Origin of the sequence: Bacillus cabrialesii, assembly GCF_004124315.2 — a bacterium.
Taxonomy (GTDB): domain Bacteria; phylum Bacillota; class Bacilli; order Bacillales; family Bacillaceae; genus Bacillus; species Bacillus cabrialesii.
On record NZ_CP096889.1, the window covers coordinates 380,293 to 395,356 of the forward strand.

Sequence of the window (15,064 nt, forward strand, 5' to 3'; positions counted from 1 at the left end):
ATTTGTCATTATGATGTGGTCACGACATTTTCAAATAATTCTTTAGAGGTTTGTTTGTCTTCCAAAAAGCCCTTCCACGGATCCTTGTGGACAGAGAGTGTTTCATTCATTCGGTCGTTCAGCTCCTGCCGCTTTTCCGGATCGTTTAACACGGATTGGACATGGGATAAACCGACGCGCTCAAGCCATGCGGATGTACGCTCCAGATAGTTTGCGGTTTCCCGGTAATATTGCAGGTAAGCGCCTGCGTATTCTAAGACTTCTTCATTTGTTTTCACCTTCATCAGCAAATCACCGGCGCGTAAATGAGTTCCGCCGTTTCCGCCGACATAAAGCTCCCAGCCCCCGTCGATGCCGACAACGCCAAGGTCTTTAATGCCGGATTCCGCACAGTTCCGCGGACAGGCAGACACGGCCATTTTGACTTTATGAGGCGTGTTCAGCCCTTCGAATTTTTTCTCAAGATCAATGCCCAGTGCCATGGAGTCTTGCGTGCCGAAGCGGCAGAATTGCTCGCCTACGCATGTTTTTACTGTCCGGAGTGTCTTTCCGTACGCGTATCCTGACGGCATATCAAGATCTTCCCATACCTTCGGAAGGTCTTCTTTTTTCACGCCGATGAGATCAATCCGCTGGCCGCCTGTCATTTTCACGAGCGGGATCTCATACTTGTCGACAACATCGGCGATCTTGCGCAAATCTGTGGAGTTGGTCACGCCGCCGTACATCCGGGGAACGACTGAGTATGTTCCGTCTTTTTGAATATTGGCGTGCATTCGTTCATTAACAAAGCGGGATGTCCGTTCATCCTCGTATTTGGTTGGATTGATCATGCCTAAGTAGTAGTTCAGAGCCGGACGGCATTTGGAACAGCCTTCTGGCGTTTTCCAGCCGAGCACGTTCATGATTTCTCTTGTATGTGACAGCCCTTTGGCTTTGATTTCTTCTACGACTTCATCTCTCGACAATGTGGTGCAGCCGCAAATCGCTTCTTTTTGCGCTGACGCATCAAAGTCTGATCCGAGCGTATACTGGAGGATTTCTTCTACAAGCGGCTTACAGCCTCCGCATGAACGGGATGCACCGGTGCATGCTTTGATCTCGTCCGTTGACGAGCAGCCCTTTTCCTGTATGGCTTGAATAATGTCACCTTTTGACACGCCGTTGCAGCCGCAGATGATTTCATCGTCGCTCATCGCTGCGGTAATGCTTACGCCGGCTTCTTGGTTGAGAGGCTGTAAGATTGATATTTTAGAGGTTTCAGAGATATCGGCTTCTTTTTGGATCATAGAAAACAGGCGATTGCCCTCGCTGCTGTCGCCGAATAAAACAGCACCGACAATTTGATTGCCCCTCAGAACGATTTTTTTATAGATGCCGTCCTGTTCATCGAATACTTTAATCGCTTTTTTATCCTCTGATTCATCAAAGTCACCGGCAGAGAAGACCTCGACGCCTGATACCTTTAACTGAGTGGAGAGAACGGAGCCTTCGTACGGTTTTGTTTCGATGCCGCACATATGCTTCGCCAGCACTTTTGCCTGTTCATAGAGCGGCGCCACGAGCCCGTAGGCGATTCCCCTGTGCTCTGCGCATTCGCCGACCGCATAAATGTGCGGGATTTCAGTTTGCATATAGTCATTGACAATGATTCCGCGGTTGACCGGAATGCCGCTTTCTGTGCCAAGCTGTGTATTCGGGCGGATGCCGACAGCCATGACGACTAAATCAGCTTCAATGCTTGTGCCGTCTTTAAAACGGAGGCCTTCAACACGGCCTTCACCGACAATTTCTTCGGTTTGCTTTTCAAGTAAAAAGGTCATCCCTTGTTTTTCTAACTCATTTTGCAGCAGGCGCCCCGCCGTTGGATCAAGCTGGCGTTCCATCAGGTATGGGGCGAGGTGGATGACGGATACATCCATGCCGAGATTCAGCAGTCCGCGCGCGGCTTCCAAACCAAGCAGGCCTCCGCCGATGACGGCTGCTTTTTTATATTGTTTTGATGCGGCGAGCATCGTATCTGTATCTTTGATGTCCCGGAAAGCCGTGACGCCTTGTTTGTCTGCGCCCGGAATCGGGAGGATAAAAGGGACAGAGCCTGTCGCCAGAATCAATTCGTCGTATGGTTGGATTCTGTCTGCATCTGTAATGACCGTTTTGTTTTCTGTGTCCACTTTGATGACTGTTTCATTTGTATACAATTGAATATTGTTTTCTTCGTACCAATCCCAATCATTTAACGTAATATCTTTGATGTCGGTATCGCCTTGAAGCACTTTTGATAAAAGGATTCGATTGTAGTTGGGATGCGGTTCGGCACCGAAAATTGTGATCTGAAACTCGTCTTTTGCAACACTCAGTATCTCTTCAATGGCCCTTACCCCGGCCATTCCATTTCCAACAAGAACTAGCTGTTTTTTTCCCATCAGATGATCCGCTCCTTATCAATGTTTTTTTTAGCGTAGCACAGCAAAAAGAAATATTTAAGATACATGTTATAAAATGTAACAAAATATACGAAAAGTTCTAAAAATTTTATGAAAAATTTAAATAGGCCTGATTCGGACGGCACACACCTTAAAACCGGGCATTTTACAGGCTGGGTCTAAGGCTTCGCCGATTAAATCATTCACATTTTGAGCCCCTGCCCAGTGGATGGGAACAAAAACGGTATCTTTTCTGATTTGTTCTGATAATTTGCTGCGGACGGTGATGCTTCCCCGCGGGGATTCTATTTTGACGAGGACACGGTCTTCAATATGGAAGGACGCCGCTGTTTGCGGATGAATTTCCATAAACGATTCAAAATGTCTCGCGGCAAGGGCGGCGCTTTTTCTCGTTTGGACGCCTGTTAAGTAGTGAGACATGACTCGGCCTGTCGTTAAATAAAGCGGATAATCGGCTGTCGGCTTTTCTTTTGGAACTGCCGGTTCGTTTGGTATCACACTCAGAGCCGCTTTTTGATCCGGATGTGCAAATGAGTCCGCAAACAAGCGTCCTGTTCCGGAGTGATCAGGTTCCGGACATGGCCAATGAATGCCGCCTTCGCGTCTGAGCCTGTCATATGTGATGCCTGAATAATCGGCAATTCCGCCTCGGCTCGCTTCTCTCAATTCATTAAAAATTTCCTCTGCTGACGCGTAAGAAAAATAACGGCCTTTCCCGAGAGCGGATGCGATTTCACAAATGATCTGCCAATCATGCTTTGCTTCACCGGGACACGGCCTGCTTGCTTCTCTTAATGTCACGCGGCCTTCGACATTGGTCATGGTGCCCTCATCTTCTAAATAAGAGGAGGCGGGCAAAATCACATCCGCGTATGTCGCAGTCTCAGAAATAAACAAATCGATCGCGACAAAGAATGTCAGTTTTCTTAGAGCTTTTTTCACGAGATTCGCATTTGGGCTGGAAACAGCAGGATTGGAGCACATGAGGAACAGTCCTTTGATGTCGCCGTCATTGATTTTTTCCATCATTTCATAGGCTGAGACACCTTTTCGCGGCAGATCATCCTGATGGATTCCCCACACATTCGCAATATGTGCACGGTGCTGTTCGTTTTCAATAGATCGGTAGCCTGGAAGCTGATCGGCTTTTTGGCCATGCTCTCTTGCGCCTTGCCCGTTGCCTTGTCCGGTGATCGCTCCGTAGCCCGAGTAACGCTTGCCGATCTTTCCAGTGATCAGCACCATGTTTAAGAAGCCTTTCACAGCCGCTGTTCCATCGGTTTGCTGTTCAATCCCGCGAGCTGTAAACAGCATGCCGGATGTTTCCTTGGCAAACTTCACAGCAGCCTTTCGCATGTGCGCCAGCGGGACACTCGTCTGTTCGGCGATATCATTCAGGCCCAATGCGTCAGTATGCCGCTTCAGCTCTTCGAATCCATTTGTTCGTGATCGGATGAAATCCTCGTTTATGAGCTGTTCGTCAATAATGATTTTGACGAGACCGTTGGCAAGGGCGGCGTCTGTGCCGGGTTTAATTTTTAGATGAAGATCGGCGATTTTTGTTGTCGCTGTTTCACGCGGATCAATGGCAATGATGTAGGCTCCGTTTTCCTTCGCTTTTTCAAAATACGGCATAATTGTAGGCTGGCATTCCGCAATATTGGTGCCGGCCAGAATGATCACACGGGTGTGGGGAATGTCTGATAAGGGATTCGTTAAGCCTCTGTCCGCGCCGAAAGTTTGGTTGGCTGCGGTGGCTGCTGCGGACATACAAAGTCTCCCGTTGTAGTCGATGTATTTTGTCTGTAAGCCTACTCGTGCGAACTTCCCTAACAAGTACGCTTCTTCATTCGTAATTGAGGCGCTTCCGTATACACCCATGGCATCATGTCCGTATTCCGCTTGGATCATCGTCACTCGGTCTTTGATGTGATTCAGTGCTTCTTCCCAGGAAACAGGCATAAATTCGCCGTTTTTCTTCACCAGCGGCCGGGTGATGCGGGAGGAGTTCAGGGCATGCTGGTGGGCGTTCATGCCCTTCATGCATAACCGGCCCTGTGTCGTAGGATTATCAATCCCGATCGCTGTGTACTTTTTCCGTGTGACGATGGTTTGTTCCACAAGCTGCATTTTGCACTGCATGCTGCAAAACGGGCATTGGGTGTCATACGTTTTTTCTGATTGGATGTCTTGTTGTTTATCACGGAAATATCTAAGCAGTCGTTCAGTCAAAATGCCTCATCCTTTCTTATGTGAGCCAGCCTTTATAGGCGGATTTTGAATCAGTGACACGTCTGTTTGGAGGTTATCCAGCAGCTGTGTCCTTAATTCCTCTTCGAAAAGCACTTCTCTGATATGCACGATCCCGAGACGGTCCATCCACTGATGTACGGCTTCTAAGTAATGAGCTGTTTCACGATAATACTGGATCAGCCCTTTGATCATGACGGCAGTGTTTTCCGCGTTGTCTGTCACGCAAAACAGAGCACCGGAACGGGCATGAGTTCCGCGGATGCCGCCGATGTAAATGTCCCAGCCGGCTTGCGTCCGCATCGCGCCGACATCTTGTATGGCGGCATCTGTACAGTCTGTTTCACATGATAGACTCACAGAAATGGAAGCGGGCATGGAAAGCCTTTCAACCTGCCTCTCGATTTGGACTGCCAGCTGCTGAATCGATCGGTTTTGTCCGCATGTACATGCTTTGGCACTTTGCAGCGCGTGGCGGTGTTCGTTTGAGCGAGCGGGCATTTTCAGGTCCTTTTTGATGTTTGGGAGATCCGCGGGTTTGAACCCTGAAAGCTTCAGTCTTTGGCCGTGAGTGATGGATACGTCAGGGATGCTGTATCTCTCGATGATGTCGGCGAGATTTCTTAGCTGCTCCGCGTTTGCCATCCCGCCGTACATTTGCGGAATGAGGCTGCATGTGTCTTCTGAGGAAGATTCAGGCTGAACAAAACCGGCATGCAGCTTTTCCAGATAGTATTCAATCGCCGGAACACATTTGCGGCACCCGTTTTCCGTTTTCCAGCCAAGCTGGCTCATCGCTTCTGCTGGATCAGAGTACGGCAGAAGCTGAAGCTCAGCAATAAGGTCGTCTTCCGTAAAATCGGTGCAGCCGCAAAACGAAGGTGTGCCAGCCGGCTCTGCATATTCACCGCTGGTCATGTACCTCAAAAAGTCTTCAACCAGCGGCTTGCATCCTCCGCAGGAGCCGGATGCCCTGGTGCAGTGCTTGACTTCCTCAACAGTTGTTAAGCCTTTTGTGTGCACCGCTTCTTGAATCGCGCCTTTCGTCACTGAATTGCATTGGCAAATCGTTTCACTGAAAGGCATGGATTCAAAAGATGTACCCGATTTCTCCGATTCAAACATCTGCTTTTTCACGATCGAGATGTCTCTTTGTTTGAGCAGGCTGTCAAGAAATCGCGGCTTGTCACGTGTGTCTCCGTATAAAATAACGCCGGCCAGTTTGTCATCCTCAAAGAGCGCTTTTTTATAAATGCCGGCTTGTTCATCGTAGATGTTGATGCTCGTTGTGCGTTCATCCTCGTGAACCTTTCCGGCTGACCACACATCAATTCCAGCTATTTTTAAAGCAGCAGATGGTGCCGAGCCTTGATATCCCTCACATAGATCGCCGCAAATATGTCTGGCGAGAACTTTTCCCTGCTCATAAAGCGGCGATACCAAACCGTATACTCTTCCGTTGTGCTCAGCGCATTCGCCGACGGCATAGACATTCGGTGCGCTCGTCTGCATGCAATCATTTACGATGATCCCGCGGTTGACTGCGATTCCAGATGATACAGCCAATTCAATATTCGGCTTCACACCAGCCGCCATCACAATCAAGTCTGCCTTTAGTGAAGATCCATCCTTAAAACGGATGCCGTCTGCGCGCGAGGTGCCGGAAATGGATACGGTGTCTTTCTCCAAAAGAAAGGTTAAGCCTTTCCGTTCCAGCTTCGTCTGCAGCAGCCGCGACGCCGTTTGATCGAGCTGTTTTTGCATGATGCCGGCAGAGCGGTGAATGACGCTGACATCCATGCCGAGATGCTGTAAACCGACTGCGGCTTCCAGTCCTAATAAGCCGGCTCCGATCACCGCTGCCTTTTGATTGTGTTTGGCCATGCTCATCAGCATTTGGCAGTCTTCTATTGTTCGAAATCCGCAGACGCCTTCTTTGTCCGCCCCGGGAATGGGAAGAATATAGGGGGAGGAGCCTGTTGCCACAATGAATTTGTCATAGGACAGGCTGCGTTTGCGATCCGTGATGACCTGCTGCCGATCTGTATCAATTTGAACAACCGTTTCGCCTGTGTAAAGGGTAATCTCATTCTTGGCGTACCAGTCCTTGCTATTCAGTGTAATGTCATCGAGTGACGCCTCCCCCTGCAATACAGCGGATAAGAGAATACGATTGTAGTTGGGATGCGGTTCACTTCCGAAAATAATAATCTCGAACATTTGGCGATTCAGCTTTAATACTTCTTCAATACAGCGGATTCCGGCCATTCCGTTCCCCGCTAACACCAATCTTTGTTTCTTCATGTGCCAAACCTCCTTTGACGCAGCTTGTAAGTTTTCTCCTACCAAAAATTATGGCACAACGCATTGTTAACGCATTAAACGTGTTACATAAACTTACACATCTCTTTTCCAGAAAAAAATGGTCATATATCCTTAATTCAGAAAATTTAAAATAATTATAGGTCAAGAAAGGGGAATCTTATGAAGCTGTCGGAACTGAAAACTAGCGGCCATCCACTCACTTTGTTCTGTTCCTTTTTATACTTTGATGTGAGCTTTATGATATGGGTTATGCTTGGGGCGCTGGGTGTTTATATTTCTCAGGATTTTGGCCTGTCTCCCTTTGAGAAAGGGCTTATCGTGGCTGTGCCGATTTTATCAGGATCTGTGTTTCGTATCATGTTGGGTATTTTAACGGACAGAATCGGACCGAAAAAAACGGCAGTGATCGGTATGGTGGTGACAATGGTTCCGCTGCTTTGGGGGACATTTGGCGGCCGTTCGCTGCCTGAGCTGTATGCCATCGGGATTTTGCTTGGCGTGGCGGGGGCAAGCTTTGCCGTTGCGCTGCCAATGGCAAGCCGATGGTATCCGCCTCATTTGCAGGGGCTTGCGATGGGGATCGCCGGAGCGGGGAACAGCGGCACGTTGTTTGCAACGCTGTTTGGCCCGCGTCTGGCAGAGCAGTTCGGCTGGCACATTGTCATGGGAATTGCGCTTATTCCTTTGTTGATCGTCTTTGTTCTTTTTGTATCCATGGCAAAGGATTCTCCTGCACAGCCGGCGCCGCAGCCGCTCAAAAACTATCTGCATGTGTTCGGGCAAAAGGAAACCTGGTTTTTCTGCCTGCTGTACAGCGTCACATTCGGAGGATTTGTCGGGCTATCAAGCTTTTTATCTATTTTCTTTGTCGATCAGTACCAGCTGTCAAAAATTCACGCGGGCGATTTCGTCACATTATGTGTGGCGGCGGGAAGCTTTTTTCGGCCTGTCGGGGGATGGATTTCGGATCGTGTCGGCGGCACGAAAGTTCTTTCTGTCTTGTTTGTCATCGTGGCCTTGTGTATGGCCGGGGTCAGCAGCCTGCCGTCGCTCTCAATGGTCATCGTTCTTTTGTTTGTCGGAATGATGGGGCTTGGAATGGGCAACGGAGCTGTATTCCAGCTCGTCCCGCAGCGTTTCCGCAAAGAAATCGGCATGGTGACGGGAATCGTCGGCGCGGCCGGCGGCATAGGAGGGTTTTTCCTGCCGAACATTTTAGGGTCGCTAAAACAGGTGACAGGCACATATGCAATCGGTTTTATCACGTTTTCCTGTATCGCGCTGCTGGCGTTTGCGCTCGTGCTTGCCGCAGGCTATTACTGGAGAAAAAGCTGGAGCGCGGAAAGCAGCCCCGCTGATATTTAGGTTTTGACGGACACGCATTTGGGCGTGTCTTTTTTATTTTCTCTTGATTTTTATCAGTGAAGCGATCAGAATAAATAGTAATTATTACGATTTGTTAATGAAAGGGGTTTTCTGATTGAATCAACGCACACTGCTTCCGGGAAAATCGGAGCGTCTTCAACACTTTGGATCGGTCAGTCCAAAGAAAGGCGAAAAACCTGTAGAAAAAGAGAAAATGAAGGATTTGCAAAATATCAGGAAGGATTATTTTTTTGACATTCAGCATGTAGGTGTCGCTAACGTGTCCCATCCGGTCACGATCAATTCTGCCATGCAGCCGGCCGTGCAAACAACGGCTGCGAACTTTACAATGACTTGTGATTTGCGGAGAAATCAGAAGGGGATTAACATGAGCCGGTTAACCGAACTGCTCCAAGTCTATCATCAAAACGGCTGGATTCTCTCATTTTCCTCTCTTCAGCAATTTACGAAAGAGCTTGCGGAAAGCATGGGCCAGTCCTCTGCTTCAGTCGAAGTGCGGTTTCCATGGTTTTTCGAACGGAAAAGTCCGAAGCTTGAGAAAGCGGGCCTGATGCATGCTGAAATATTGATGTCTGTCACCTATCGCGAAGATCAGCCGTTTGAACAGCGTGCCGGCATCTCAGCGAAGGTAACGACCCTGTGCCCTTGCTCTAAGGAAATCAGTGAATACAGCGCCCATAATCAGAGGGGAACGGTCAGCATTTGGGCTGATATTCATCCGGCCGCGCTGCTGCCAATCGATTTTAAAACGGATTTGCTTCACGCCGCAGAATCAAATGCTTCCGCGAGACTGCACCCGGTGCTGAAGCGGCCTGATGAAAAAGCCGTAACAGAAACGGCATATGAAAACCCGAGATTTGTTGAGGATCTCGCCCGGCTGATCGCCGCGGATTTGTATGAGCTTGAATGGGTGTCAGCCTTTGAGATCCAATGCCGAAATGAAGAATCGATCCATCTCCACGACGCCTATGCGAAGCTGTGTTTTTCAAAACAGGCGGATAGATTATGAATCGTTCTTTTTTACTTGCTGCAGTTCTTGTGCCGGCCTGTGTGCTGTCAGGATGTTCTTATCATGCGCAAGAACACGCAAGCTCAGATACGAAGAAGATGGATGAGCATATAGCGGCGGCCCGAAAAACAGAAAAAACAAGCATTGATTGGACAAAGCCCTCGGGCGGTGAATACCCGGATATCAAGCAAAAACAGGTCTGGGTTGACGTGGATGTGAAAGAGCAGAAGGCTTACATCAAAGAAGGAAGCAACACCATTTATACAATGATTGTCTCGTCGGGACTTGATCAAACAAAGGATGACGCTACGCCAAAGGGCACCTTTCATATAGAGGCTGAACGGGGAGAATGGTTTTTCTCCGAAGGATACCAGGAAGGCGCGGAATACTGGGTCTCATGGAAAAACCATGGCGAGTTTTTATTTCACAGTGTGCCCATGACAAAGGATAAAAAAATCATCGAAAAAGAAGCAAAAAAACTAGGGGCGAAAGCATCTCATGGATGCATCAGGCTGACCATTCCAGATGCGAAATGGATATATGAAAACATCCCTGAACATACAAAAGTTGTGATTAGATAAAAAGAGAGTGGTTGACAAAAAGGAAAAAAGAACATACGATTTAAATCGTAACGATTACGCTTTATATAGAGTGATTTATCCCATGTATGAATGGGTTTATCATTATCGTCGGCAGCCAAAGTTCAACGTTAGCTGTGCATTTGGTGCATAGAGGAAAGGCTTCGATAAAGAAGCTTGCTGTCATTGGTCTTGATGAATGGCCTCGTGAAATGCTGAAAATACTTGCGCTCTCCGCGGTTCTTCACTGGACACAGAGCGTCAGCGGGGCAAGCTGAGCAACTGCGGTCTTCCGATGTCGGCAAGATTTGCAATGGGAAAAGGGTTATATGTGATGGGAGACTTTGCTGAATGAGAAATCGGGCCGACAGCGAGAAAAAACTGCCTACACCATTGCCTAAACGGCGAAGCATACATATTAAATCGTAACCACTCTATTTTAAAAGGAGGATATCATCATGAAAAAAATTCCGGTTACCGTACTGAGCGGTTATCTTGGCGCGGGGAAAACAACATTACTGAACAGCATTTTGCAAAATCGTGAAGGCTTAAAAATAGCAGTTATCGTCAACGATATGAGCGAGGTGAACATAGACGCAGGCTTGGTTAAGCAGGAAGGCGGCCTTTCGAGAACAGATGAAAAGCTTGTGGAAATGTCAAACGGCTGTATTTGCTGCACGCTTCGTGAGGATTTATTAATTGAAGTCGAGAAACTGGCGAAAGAGGGGCGGTTTGATTATATTGTAATCGAATCGACCGGAATCAGCGAACCGATTCCGGTGGCCCAGACTTTTTCTTATATCGATGAAGAGATGGGGATCGACCTTACAAAGTTCTGTCAGCTGGATACGATGGTGACAGTGGTTGATGCCAACCGTTTTTGGCATGATTATCAGTCAGGCGATAGCCTTCTGGACCGCAAAGAAGCATTGGGTGAAGAGGATGAAAGAGACATTGCCGACCTCTTGATCGATCAAATCGAGTTTTGCGATGTTCTGATTTTAAATAAATGTGATTTGGTCAGCGAGCAAGAGCTCGAACAGCTTGAAAAAGTTCTTCGCACACTGCAGCCAAGAGCAAAGTTTATTCGTTCCGTCAAAGGAAATGTAGAACCGCAGGAGATTTTACATACAGGGTTATTTAATTTTGAGGAAGCGAGCGGGTCGGCCGGCTGGATTCAAGAGCTGACGGCAGGCCATGCGGAACACACCCCGGAAACAGAAGAGTACGGAATCTCTTCATTTGTGTATAAAAGACGTTTGCCGTTTCATTCTTCAAGGTTTTATCACTGGATGGATCAAATGCCGAAGAACGTGGTTCGCGCAAAAGGAATCGTATGGTGCGCCTCGCATAACAGTCTCGCATTATTGATGTCGCAAGCAGGGCCGTCGGTTACCATTGAGCCTGTATCGTATTGGGTGGCGGCGCTGCCAAAGCTTGAGCAGGAGCAAGTCAAACAGCAGGAACCGGAAATATTGGAGGAGTGGGATCCGGAATTCGGTGACCGGCTGACGCAGCTGGTGTTTATCGGAACAGACCTGGATGAAGAAGCGATCACGAAAGAGCTTGACCAATGCCTGCTGACTGAGTATGAATTTGATTCCGACTGGTCGCTGTTTGAGGACCCGTTCAAGTGGAAGCTGAATGAATAGAAAAAAAGCCGTCTCCTGCGGAGCGGCTTTTTTTAATGAAACGTTTGTTTAAACATAATGAGCGTATTTTTTCTCAAGGATATTCTGAAAGGCGGCCGCTACTGAGCAGATGCCCCAATAAATGAGAGCGGTCAGAATATACATGGTCATGTAATCAAACTCTCTGCCTCCGATGATTTTCGCATGCTGGAGCAATTCCGGCACTGTAATCATCGCGGCGAGAGAGGATGCTTTGATTAAGTCGAGCAATACATTGGCAAGCGGGGGCAGCGCAATACGGATCGACTGCGGCAAAATGATGCCCCTCATCGTCTGCCAATAGGAAAGGCCGAGCGAGGATGCGGCTTCCCACTGTCCTTTTTCAACGGATGAAATGGCTGAACGGTTAATTTCCGCGATGTAGGCGGCGCTGTTAAGGCTAAAGCCGATTAAAGCGGCTGTGACAGCGGAAAATTCAATGCCGATATAAGGAAATCCGAAATAAAGGATAAACAAGATCACCAAAATTGGAACGCCCCGCATAAAGGAAATATAGAGCTTCGCCGGCCACCTTAACAAGGCAAGCCGAGATATTCTGGCGAGTGATATGAACAGGCCGATCACCGTTCCCGCAAACATGCTCACAAAAGAGATGAGCAGCGTATACCCAATGCCTTTTATGACATAAGGAAACGATTCAATGGCCAGCTTCGTGTTGAAAATATATTCCCACTGAATGCTATTGATCATGGCGTCCGTTTACAAATCAACGTCCTGAACGTCGACATCCAGTTTCTTTGATACATCTGCTTTATTGAAGAATTGCTTCGACAGCTTTGTCAAAGTGCCATCCTTGCTCATTTCTTTCAGCGTTTCGTTCATCTTTTTCTGAAGTGCTGTATTGCTTTTTTTCATAACAAGCGCCTGTTTGTTTGGCATGTACTTGATGTCAGGGTGGATCGTAATGTTGAGATCCGGGAACGCTGCGAGCGCAAGTGTCTGCAGGTAATAGTCGTTTAAAATGACATCAGTGCGTCCGTTGGCGACATCTTTTAAATACTGCTCGTTGGTCGCATTATCATAAATCACTTCTTTGGCGCCGTATTTTCTCGCGACATCCATGTAGACTGTCGTAGCAGCGCCAGCCGCTTTCTTCCCTTTTAAATCTTTAAGCGTTTTAATCCCCGATAGATCGTCTTTTCGGACGATTGCTGTGCCGTATGAATATTTATATGGAGTGGAAAATGCGAACTTCTTCTCACGGTCCTTCGTCACATCGATGTCATTTGCGGCTGCGTCAACCTGTCCGCTGTTCACCGCTGTCAGCATCCCGTCAATGCCCATCTCCTTGAACTCAACCTTCAGGCCCAAGCGTTTTGCCGCTTCACGAACGACTTCTACTTCGTAGCCCGTCAATTTATCGGAACCAGAATCGGTATCATGATAAGAAGTGGGATAAAGTGTGCCTGATGTCGCAACAACAATTTTTCCTTTGTCTTTGATCTGCTCCCAGCCTGTATCCTTGGAACCGGCTTCACTTTTGCCGGAACAGGCTGCCAGTATAAGAAAGAAAGCCATTGTAAGACCGAATATAACGGCTTTGGATTGCATGAATGATTTCACCTGTGTTTCCCCCAATCTGTTAATCAACTAAAAAGATAGCACTGAACATAAGGGGTTGCAATATGTTGATGACGTTTTCAAAAAGTTCGAATTGTGTATACAAAAGCGTGTGAGCGTTTAAAAGCTGTTATGAAGGGAAGGAGTGATAAAAAAGGAGTTGTCCATGGATGAAAGCATTGACATACCAAGGGAAAGAGCATGTTGAAGTGAAGGATGCAGCAGACCCCGGGATTCAGCATGAGAAGGATGCCATTATCCGCATTACCGCAACAGGCATTTGCGGCTCCGATCTTCACCTGTATAAAAACGGGATTCCGGCCGCTCCGGATTATATCATCGGTCATGAACCAATGGGAATCGTTGAAGAAGTCGGAAATGACGTCAAAACGTTAAAAAAGGGTGACCGTGTCGTCATTCCGTTTAACATCGGCTGCGGCGAATGCTTCTACTGCAAGCACCAGATGGAGAGCCAATGTGATGAATCAAATCCAAATCCGCATACCGATGCCGGCGGCTTATTCGGTTTCTCCGAATTCAACGGAAATTTTCCGGGTGGACAGGCTGAATACCTTCGAGTCCCTTACGCTGACTTTTCTTCCTTTAAGGTACCGGCAGACAGCGAGCTTGAGGATGAACAAGTATTACTTCTATCCGATGTGATGCCGACAGCTTATTGGAGCGTGGAGCACAGCGGAGTGAAAAAAGGTGATACCGTCCTGATTCTCGGAGCGGGACCGATTGGCTTAATGGCGCAAAAATTCGCTTGGATGAAAGGAGCAAAACGCGTTATCTCCGTTGACCAAGTCCCACATCGGCTTGAACACGCAAAACGGATAAACGGGGCGGAAACGTTTAACTTTTCAAAACACGATGAAATCGGAAAGCTTCTTTATAATGAAACAAACGGCGGAGCAGATGTTGTCATTGATTGTGTGGGAATGGACGGAACGCCGCTGTCTAAAGAAAATACGTCTGAAAAGCCGAATCAGTTCGGTACGATCAGTCCGATCCTCACCGCTTCTGAAGCCGTCAGAAAGTTTGGCACAGTCCAGCTGACAGGGGCATATATTTCTCAAGCGGACGGTTTTCCGCTCGGCGATTTCTTTACCCGAAATGTATCAGTCAAAATGGGCCAGGCGCCCGTCATTCATCTGATGCCAATGCTATATGAAATGGTGAAACAGAAAGAAATCGACCCTACCGACATTATTACGCATAAATTTAGTCTTGCTGATGCCCCTAAGGCATATGATATATTCGATAAGAAAGAAGATGGAAACATTAAAGTCATATTGAAGCCATAATGGGGGAGTCAAATGAATATTTACAAACCAGCCGGATTTTGGATCAGACTGGGAGCTGCGTTGTTAGATTACATTATAGTCTCGGTCCCTCTTTTGCTGATCTATTGGTTGATTACAGGAAAAGACCCGAACGACAGCATGTTTATCAGCCTGATTGTTCTGCTGTACTCTATTTTGCTGCCGGTGTTTTGGCACGGCTACCTTATCGGAAAAAGAATATGCGGCATCAGAATCGTAAAAAAAGACGGGGCGCAGGTCAGCCTGTTAACAATGGTTTTGCGGGTTATTGTTGCCGGTCTGGTTTACGGCATAACCTTCGGACTCGGCTTGATCGCCAGTCTGATTCTGATCGGTGTGAGAGAAGACAAACGGACACTGCATGATTTAATCGCGGGAACGTATGTCACCTATGCGTCACCGGGTGAAGAAGAACTTTATACTGACGAATAGATCTGAAAGAGCGAATAAATGGTTCGCTCTTTTTATTTTGCATGTATAAAAAATGCAAAGC

General features: G+C 47.6%; 12 protein-coding genes. 7 read left to right on the plus strand and 5 right to left on the minus strand.

The window, feature by feature from the left end; genetic code table 11:
- Nucleotides 1-8 precede the first annotated feature (8 nt).
- The 3 genes from nasD to nirB form a co-directional block, all read right to left on the minus strand.
- Entirely contained in the window at nucleotides 9-2,426 is a 2,418-nt protein-coding gene (gene nasD, locus EFK13_RS02045; protein ID WP_129506766.1) for an NADPH-nitrite reductase, read from the minus strand.
- A 120-nt stretch (nucleotides 2,427-2,546) separates the two neighbouring features.
- Nucleotides 2,547-4,679 (minus strand): assimilatory nitrate reductase catalytic subunit NasC, encoded by a 2,133-nt coding sequence (nasC, locus tag EFK13_RS02050; protein WP_129506765.1) that lies wholly within the window; start codon nucleotides 4,677-4,679, stop codon nucleotides 2,547-2,549.
- A gap of 6 nt (nucleotides 4,680-4,685) precedes the next feature.
- Nucleotides 4,686-7,001: a nitrite reductase large subunit NirB gene (gene nirB / locus EFK13_RS02055; RefSeq protein ID WP_129506764.1), complete on the minus strand. Its 2,316-nt coding sequence runs from the start codon at nucleotides 6,999-7,001 to the stop codon at nucleotides 4,686-4,688.
- Between the two features lie 180 nt (nucleotides 7,002-7,181).
- Between nirB and EFK13_RS02060 the strand changes: the two genes are divergently transcribed.
- The 5 genes from EFK13_RS02060 to zinU all read left to right on the plus strand — a co-directional run bounded on the left by EFK13_RS02060 (nucleotide 7,182) and on the right by zinU (nucleotide 11,647).
- A complete protein-coding gene (locus EFK13_RS02060) occupies nucleotides 7,182-8,387 on the plus strand; it encodes an MFS transporter (RefSeq protein WP_129506763.1) in 1,206 nt (401 codons plus the stop codon).
- Between the two features lie 115 nt (nucleotides 8,388-8,502).
- The gene (gene folE2 / locus EFK13_RS02065) at nucleotides 8,503-9,417 is read left to right on the plus strand and encodes a GTP cyclohydrolase FolE2 (protein WP_129506762.1); all 915 of its coding nucleotides are present in this window, start codon (nucleotides 8,503-8,505) and stop codon (nucleotides 9,415-9,417) included.
- Nucleotides 9,414-9,998 (plus strand): L,D-transpeptidase, encoded by a 585-nt coding sequence (locus EFK13_RS02070; protein WP_129506761.1) that lies wholly within the window; start codon nucleotides 9,414-9,416, stop codon nucleotides 9,996-9,998. Before folE2 ends, EFK13_RS02070 begins: the two co-directional genes overlap by 4 nt.
- Nucleotides 9,999-10,084: 86 nt before the next feature.
- The gene (locus EFK13_RS02075; protein WP_129506760.1) at nucleotides 10,085-10,273 is read left to right on the plus strand and encodes a hypothetical protein; all 189 of its coding nucleotides are present in this window, start codon (nucleotides 10,085-10,087) and stop codon (nucleotides 10,271-10,273) included.
- Between the two features lie 180 nt (nucleotides 10,274-10,453).
- Nucleotides 10,454-11,647, plus strand: coding sequence for a zinc metallochaperone ZinU (gene zinU / locus EFK13_RS02080; protein WP_129506759.1), 1,194 nt, complete (start codon nucleotides 10,454-10,456; stop codon nucleotides 11,645-11,647).
- A gap of 48 nt (nucleotides 11,648-11,695) precedes the next feature.
- Here the strand turns inward: zinU and EFK13_RS02085 are convergent, their stop codons facing one another.
- Both EFK13_RS02085 and EFK13_RS02090 read right to left on the minus strand, forming a co-directional pair.
- Entirely contained in the window at nucleotides 11,696-12,376 is a 681-nt protein-coding gene (locus EFK13_RS02085) for an amino acid ABC transporter permease (protein ID WP_129506758.1), read from the minus strand.
- 9 nt (nucleotides 12,377-12,385) lie between these two features.
- The gene (locus EFK13_RS02090; protein ID WP_129506757.1) at nucleotides 12,386-13,249 is read right to left on the minus strand and encodes a transporter substrate-binding domain-containing protein; all 864 of its coding nucleotides are present in this window, start codon (nucleotides 13,247-13,249) and stop codon (nucleotides 12,386-12,388) included.
- A gap of 167 nt (nucleotides 13,250-13,416) precedes the next feature.
- Between EFK13_RS02090 and EFK13_RS02095 the strand changes: the two genes are divergently transcribed.
- Together EFK13_RS02095 and EFK13_RS02100 are read left to right on the plus strand one after the other, a co-directional pair.
- Nucleotides 13,417-14,553: a zinc-dependent alcohol dehydrogenase gene (locus EFK13_RS02095; protein ID WP_129506756.1), complete on the plus strand. Its 1,137-nt coding sequence runs from the start codon at nucleotides 13,417-13,419 to the stop codon at nucleotides 14,551-14,553.
- A gap of 12 nt (nucleotides 14,554-14,565) precedes the next feature.
- A complete protein-coding gene (locus tag EFK13_RS02100) occupies nucleotides 14,566-15,003 on the plus strand; it encodes an RDD family protein (RefSeq protein ID WP_129506755.1) in 438 nt (145 codons plus the stop codon).
- Nucleotides 15,004-15,064: the final 61 nt, after the last annotated feature.

Bases quoted from the DNA above. Each gene is read 5' to 3' on its own strand.
- nasD (WP_129506766.1), bottom strand. From the start codon at position 2,426: ATGGGAAAAAAACAGCTAGTTCTTGTTGGAAATGGAATGGCCGGGGTA.
- nirB (WP_129506764.1), bottom strand. From the start codon at position 7,001: ATGAAGAAACAAAGATTGGTGTTAGCGGGGAACGGAATGGCCGGAATC.
- EFK13_RS02060 (WP_129506763.1), top strand. From the start codon at position 7,182: ATGAAGCTGTCGGAACTGAAAACTAGCGGCCATCCACTCACTTTGTTC.
- EFK13_RS02070 (WP_129506761.1), top strand. From the start codon at position 9,414: ATGAATCGTTCTTTTTTACTTGCTGCAGTTCTTGTGCCGGCCTGTGTG.
- EFK13_RS02075 (WP_129506760.1), top strand. From the start codon at position 10,085: ATGAATGGGTTTATCATTATCGTCGGCAGCCAAAGTTCAACGTTAGCT.
- zinU (WP_129506759.1), top strand. From the start codon at position 10,454: ATGAAAAAAATTCCGGTTACCGTACTGAGCGGTTATCTTGGCGCGGGG.
- EFK13_RS02085 (WP_129506758.1), bottom strand. From the start codon at position 12,376: ATGATCAATAGCATTCAGTGGGAATATATTTTCAACACGAAGCTGGCC.
- EFK13_RS02095 (WP_129506756.1), top strand. From the start codon at position 13,417: ATGAAAGCATTGACATACCAAGGGAAAGAGCATGTTGAAGTGAAGGAT.
- EFK13_RS02100 (WP_129506755.1), top strand. From the start codon at position 14,566: ATGAATATTTACAAACCAGCCGGATTTTGGATCAGACTGGGAGCTGCG.